This is a genomic window from Microbacterium sp. ARD31 (assembly GCF_031844425.1).
Window position 1 is genome coordinate 1 of the sequence record NZ_JAUZVE010000117.1, and the last position, 4,556, is coordinate 4,556.

General features: G+C 66.3%; 10 protein-coding genes. All 10 read right to left on the reverse strand.

Annotation, left to right across the window (positions count from 1 at the left end; genetic code table 11):
• Positions 1–126 (reverse strand): uL14 family ribosomal protein (locus Q9S36_RS51380; RefSeq protein WP_311292422.1); only part of this gene is annotated, 126 nt, incomplete at its 3' end.
• Between the two features lie 3 nt (positions 127–129).
• Positions 130–462 carry a 30S ribosomal protein S17 gene (rpsQ, locus tag Q9S36_RS51385; RefSeq protein WP_253034943.1) on the reverse strand — a complete coding sequence of 111 codons (333 nt, stop codon included), beginning with the start codon at positions 460–462 and terminating at the stop codon, positions 130–132.
• Positions 462–776 (reverse strand): 50S ribosomal protein L29, encoded by a 315-nt coding sequence (gene rpmC, locus Q9S36_RS51390; protein WP_018187344.1) that lies wholly within the window; start codon positions 774–776, stop codon positions 462–464. Before rpmC ends, rpsQ begins: the two co-directional genes overlap by 1 nt.
• Complete coding sequence (gene rplP, locus Q9S36_RS51395) at positions 776–1,195, reverse strand: 50S ribosomal protein L16 (RefSeq protein WP_217528404.1); 420 nt, start codon at positions 1,193–1,195, stop codon at positions 776–778. Before rplP ends, rpmC begins: the two co-directional genes overlap by 1 nt.
• Entirely contained in the window at positions 1,195–1,950 is a 756-nt protein-coding gene (gene rpsC, locus Q9S36_RS51400) for a 30S ribosomal protein S3 (RefSeq protein ID WP_064003328.1), read from the reverse strand. The genes rplP and rpsC overlap by 1 nt, the downstream gene beginning before the upstream one ends.
• On the reverse strand, positions 1,950–2,348 hold the full coding sequence (gene rplV, locus Q9S36_RS51405) for a 50S ribosomal protein L22 (RefSeq protein ID WP_064003329.1): 399 nt from the start codon (positions 2,346–2,348) through the stop codon (positions 1,950–1,952). Before rplV ends, rpsC begins: the two co-directional genes overlap by 1 nt.
• Positions 2,349–2,388: 40 nt before the next feature.
• Positions 2,389–2,670 (reverse strand): 30S ribosomal protein S19, encoded by a 282-nt coding sequence (rpsS, locus tag Q9S36_RS51410; RefSeq protein WP_018187348.1) that lies wholly within the window; start codon positions 2,668–2,670, stop codon positions 2,389–2,391.
• 12 nt (positions 2,671–2,682) lie between these two features.
• Entirely contained in the window at positions 2,683–3,522 is an 840-nt protein-coding gene (rplB, locus tag Q9S36_RS51415; protein ID WP_036309862.1) for a 50S ribosomal protein L2, read from the reverse strand.
• A 24-nt stretch (positions 3,523–3,546) separates the two neighbouring features.
• Entirely contained in the window at positions 3,547–3,846 is a 300-nt protein-coding gene (gene rplW, locus Q9S36_RS51420; RefSeq protein ID WP_064003330.1) for a 50S ribosomal protein L23, read from the reverse strand.
• Positions 3,843–4,505, reverse strand: a complete 663-nt coding sequence (rplD, locus tag Q9S36_RS51425) for a 50S ribosomal protein L4 (protein ID WP_064003331.1) — start codon at positions 4,503–4,505, stop codon at positions 3,843–3,845. Before rplD ends, rplW begins: the two co-directional genes overlap by 4 nt.
• Between the last annotated feature and the right edge of the window lie 51 nt (positions 4,506–4,556).

Sequence of the window (4,556 nt, forward strand, 5' to 3'; positions counted from 1 at the left end):
GGTCGCCACGATGACATCCCCGACACCGGCGTAACGGCGGTTGGAACCACCGAGGACGCGGATCGTGAGGAGCTCCTTGGCGCCGGTGTTGTCGGCGACCTTGAGGCGAGACTCGTTCTGGATCATTGCTTACTTCGCCTTCTCGAGAATCTCGACCAGGCGCCAGCGCTTGGTGGCGCTGAGCGGACGGGTCTCGTTGATGAGGACGAGGTCGCCGATGCCGGCGGTGTTCTGCTCGTCGTGAGCCTTCACCTTCGACGTGCGGCGGATGACCTTGCCGTAGAGGGGGTGCTTCACGCGGTCCTCGACCTCGACGACGATCGTCTTGTCCATCTTGTCGCTGACGACGTAGCCGCGGCGGGCCTTGCGGTACCCACGGGCGTTGACGTCGCGGACGTCGTGCTCGGCCGACTCGTGACCAGTGGTCACGGGCGCCGTAGCGGCATCCTTCTTCTCAGCCATCACTCGGCCTCTTCCTTCGCGGCCTCAGCGGACTCGTCCGCCTTCTTGGCCTTGCTCTTCTTCGCCTTGGTGGCCGTCTCGACCGGGGCGGGGGTGGCACGGATGCCGAGCTCCCGCTCGCGGATGACGGTGTAGAGCCGCGCGATGTCGCGCTTGACCGCACGGATGCGGCCGTGGCTCTCGAGCTGGCCGGTGGCCGACTGGAAGCGCAGGTTGAACAGCTCTTCCTTGGCCTTGCGCAGCTCCTCCACGAGGCGCTGGTCTTCGAACGTGTCCAGCTCGCTCGGGGCGAGCGTCTTGGTGCCGACGGCCATTACGCGTCGCCCTCCTCGCGCTTGATGATGCGTGCCTTGAGCGGCAGCTTGTGGATGGCACGGGTCAGGGCCTCGCGAGCGAGCTGCTCGTTGACGCCCGCGACCTCGAAGAGGACGCGACCCGGCTTGACGTTGGCGACCCACCACTCGGGCGAACCCTTACCGGAACCCATGCGGGTTTCGGCCGGCTTCTTGGTGAGCGGACGGTCGGGGTAGATGTTGATCCACACCTTTCCGCCACGCTTGATGTGACGCGTCATGGCGATACGAGCGGACTCGATCTGACGGTTCGTCACGTAAGCGGGCGTGAGGGCCTGGATGCCGAACTCACCGAAGCTGACCGTCGTGCCGCCGGTGGCGGCGCCGTCACGCTTCGGGTGGTGCTGCTTGCGGTACTTGACCTTGCGGGGAATAAGCATCAGGCAGACGCTCCTTCTGCGACGGGGGCCTCGCTGCGGGGGCCACGACGACGGTCGCCACCGCGGTCGTCACGACGTGACTTCGGCGCGTTGGCCTGCTCGCGAGCGAGCTCCTTGTTGGTGAGGTCGCCCTTGTAGATCCAGACCTTCACGCCGATGCGGCCGAAGGTGGTCTTCGCCTCGTAGAAGCCGTAGTCGATGTTCGCGCGGAGGGTGTGCAGGGGCACACGGCCTTCGCGGTAGAACTCCGAACGGCTCATCTCGGCGCCGCCGAGGCGGCCGGAGACCTGGATGCGGACACCCTTGGCACCGGCGCGCTGCGCACCCTGCAGACCCTTGCGCATCGCGCGGCGGAAGGCCACACGGGCGGAGAGCTGCTCGGCGATGCCCTGCGCGACCAGCTGAGCGTCGGCCTCGGGGTTCTTCACCTCGAGGATGTTCAGCTGGATCTGCTTGCCGGTGAGCTTCTCGAGGTCGGCGCGGATGCGCTCGGCCTCGGCGCCGCGGCGGCCGATCACGATGCCCGGGCGGGCGGTGTGGATGTCGACGCGGACGCGGTCACGCGTGCGCTCGATCTCGATGTTGCTCACGCCGGCACGGTCGAGCGACGTCGTCAGGAGGCGACGGATCTTGACGTCCTCCGCCACGTAGTCGGCGTAGCGCTGCCCGGGCTTGGTGGAGTCCGAGAACCAACGCGACACGTGGTCGGTGGTGATGCCGAGGCGGAAGCCGTACGGGTTGACCTTCTGTCCCATTACTTGCTCGCCTTCTTGGTCTGGGCAGCCGGGGCGGACTCGGCGACCTCGGGGGTCGAGAGCACGACCGTGATGTGGCTGGTGCGCTTCTTGATCTGGAACGCGCGACCCTGGGCGCGGGGCTGGAAACGCTTGAGCGTCGTGCCCTCGTCCACGTACGCGTTCTTCACGTACAGGTCCTGCTCGTCCAGGAACTCGTTGTCCTTGTCGGCCTTCACACGAGCATTCGCGACCGCAGCGGCCACGAGCTTGTAGATGGGCTCGCTGGCACCCTGGGGAGCGAACTTCAGGATGGCGAGAGCCTCCTGAGCCTGCTTGCCCTTGATGAGCGCGACGACACGACGAGCCTTCTGAGGGGTCACGCGGATGTGCTTCACGCGTGCGATGGATTCCACCATTTGTACTCCTCCTCTTCCTCTCTCTGAGAGCGTCGCCGCGTCAGCGGCGACGGCCCTTCTTGTCGTCCTTCTCGTGGCCGCGGAAGGTGCGGGTGGGCGCGAACTCGCCCAGCTTGTGACCGACCATGGTCTCGGACACGAACACGGGGATGTGCTTGCGTCCGTCGTGCACGGCGATCGTGTGACCCAGCATGGCCGGGATGATCATCGAACGACGCGACCAGGTCTTGATGACGTTCTTGGTACCGGCTTCGTTCTGCGAGACGACCTTGCGAAGCAGGTGCTCGTCGACGAAGGGGCCCTTCTTAAGGCTGCGAGGCATCTTCCTCTACTCCTACTTCCGCTTCTTGCCGGCGTTGCGACGGCGAACGATCAACTTGTCGCTTTCCTTGTTGGGGTGCCGGGTACGACCCTCGGCCTGGCCCCAAGGAGTGACGGGGTGACGTCCACCGGAGGTCTTACCCTCACCACCACCATGCGGGTGGTCGACCGGGTTCATGGCGACACCGCGGACGGTCGGGCGGATGCCCTTCCAACGGTTGCGGCCGGCCTTGCCCCAGTTGATGTTGGACTGCTCGGCGTTGCCGACCTCGCCGATGGTGGCGCGGCAGCGCGCGTCGACGTTGCGGATCTCACCCGAGGGCAGACGCAGCTGCGCGTACGGGCCGTCCTTCGCCACGAGGCGGACGGACGCACCGGCCGAGCGCGCCATCTTCGCGCCGCCGCCGGGGCGGAGCTCGATGGCGTGGATGACCGTACCGGTGGGGATGTTGCGCAGCGGCAGGTTGTTGCCGGGCTTGATGTCGGCGCCGGCACCCGACTCGACGATGTCACCCTGCGACAGCTTGTTCGGGGCGAGGATGTACCGCTTCTCACCGTCGAAGTAGTGCAGCAGCGCGATGCGCGCGGTGCGGTTGGGGTCGTACTCGATGTGAGCGACCTTGGCGTTGATGCCGTCCTTGTCGTTACGACGGAAGTCGATCACGCGGTACTGGCGCTTGTGGCCACCACCGATGTGACGGGTCGTGATGCGGCCCTGGTTGTTGCGACCACCGGTCTTCGCCAGCGGGCGAAGGAGCGACTTCTCGGGCGTCGACCGCGTGATCTCAGCGAAGTCGGCGACCGACGAACCGCGACGACCGGGGGTCGTGGGCTTGTACTTGCGAATAGCCATGTCTCTAGTCCTCTATCCCAGCTGTCAGCCGACGGCCGTGAAGATGTCGATGGTGCCCGACTTCAGGCTCACGATGGCGCGCTTGGTGTCCTTGCGCTTACCGGTGCCGAAACGGGTGCGGCGGGACTTGCCCGGGCGGTTGAGCGTGTTCACCGACGCGACCTTGACGCCGAAGATCTTCTCGATGGCGAGCTTGATCTCGGTCTTGGTGGCGCGCGGGTCCACGAGGAACGTGTACTTGCCCTCGTCGATGAGCCCGTAGCTCTTCTCGGAGACGACCGGCTTCAGGATGATGTCGCGCGGGTCCTTGTTGACGGCGGTCATGCCGAGACCTCCTCGGTGGAGCCGGCCTTCGCAGCGACGAACGCGTCGTAGGCGGCCTTGGTGAAGACGATGTCGTCGGAGACGAGCACGTCGTAGGCGTTGAGCTGGTCGAACGTGAGCACGTGGACGTACGCGAGGTTGCGGACGCTCTTGACGCTCAGCTCGTCATCACGCGTGATGACGACCATGACGTTCTTCGTCGGCGCGAGCTGAGCCAGAACCGCGGCAGCAGCCTTCGTCGAGGGCGCACCCTCGATGCCGAACGAGTCGATGACGTGCAGACGCCCGCCGCGAGCCCGGTCGCTGAGCGCGCCCAGGAGGGCGGCGGCGACCATCTTCTTGGGGGTGCGCTGCGAGTAGTTGCGCGGCTTCGGTCCGTGGACGATGCCACCACCGGTCATGTGCGGCGCGCGGATCGAGCCCTGACGGGCGTTACCCGTGCCCTTCTGCTTGAAGGGCTTGCGGCCGGCACCGGAGACCTCACCGCGACGCTTGGTCGAGTGGGTGCCCTGGCGAGCCGCCGCGAGCTGCGCGACGACGACCTGGTGGATGAGGGGGATATTCGTCTTGACGTCGAACAGCGCGGCGGGCAGCTCCACGGAGCCGGCCTTCTTGCCGTCTGCCTTCACGACGTCGAGCGCGAGAGTCGAGTCAGCCATGTTCAGGCACCCTTCACTGCGTTGCGGACGTAGACGATGCGGCCACGAGCA

What these genes read in the sequence shown, in the direction of transcription:
- rpsC (WP_064003328.1), bottom strand. Translation starts at nt 1,950, where the DNA reads ATGGGACAGAAGGTCAACCCGTACGGCTTCCGCCTCGGCATCACCACC.
- rplP (WP_217528404.1), bottom strand. Translation starts at nt 1,195, where the DNA reads ATGCTTATTCCCCGCAAGGTCAAGTACCGCAAGCAGCACCACCCGAAG.
- rpsS (WP_018187348.1), bottom strand. Translation starts at nt 2,670, where the DNA reads ATGCCTCGCAGCCTTAAGAAGGGCCCCTTCGTCGACGAGCACCTGCTT.
- rplB (WP_036309862.1), bottom strand. Translation starts at nt 3,522, where the DNA reads ATGGCTATTCGCAAGTACAAGCCCACGACCCCCGGTCGTCGCGGTTCG.
- rpsQ (WP_253034943.1), bottom strand. Translation starts at nt 462, where the DNA reads ATGGCTGAGAAGAAGGATGCCGCTACGGCGCCCGTGACCACTGGTCAC.
- rplV (WP_064003329.1), bottom strand. Translation starts at nt 2,348, where the DNA reads ATGGTGGAATCCATCGCACGCGTGAAGCACATCCGCGTGACCCCTCAG.
- rplD (WP_064003331.1), bottom strand. Translation starts at nt 4,505, where the DNA reads ATGGCTGACTCGACTCTCGCGCTCGACGTCGTGAAGGCAGACGGCAAG.
- rplW (WP_064003330.1), bottom strand. Translation starts at nt 3,846, where the DNA reads ATGACCGCCGTCAACAAGGACCCGCGCGACATCATCCTGAAGCCGGTC.
- rpmC (WP_018187344.1), bottom strand. Translation starts at nt 776, where the DNA reads ATGGCCGTCGGCACCAAGACGCTCGCCCCGAGCGAGCTGGACACGTTC.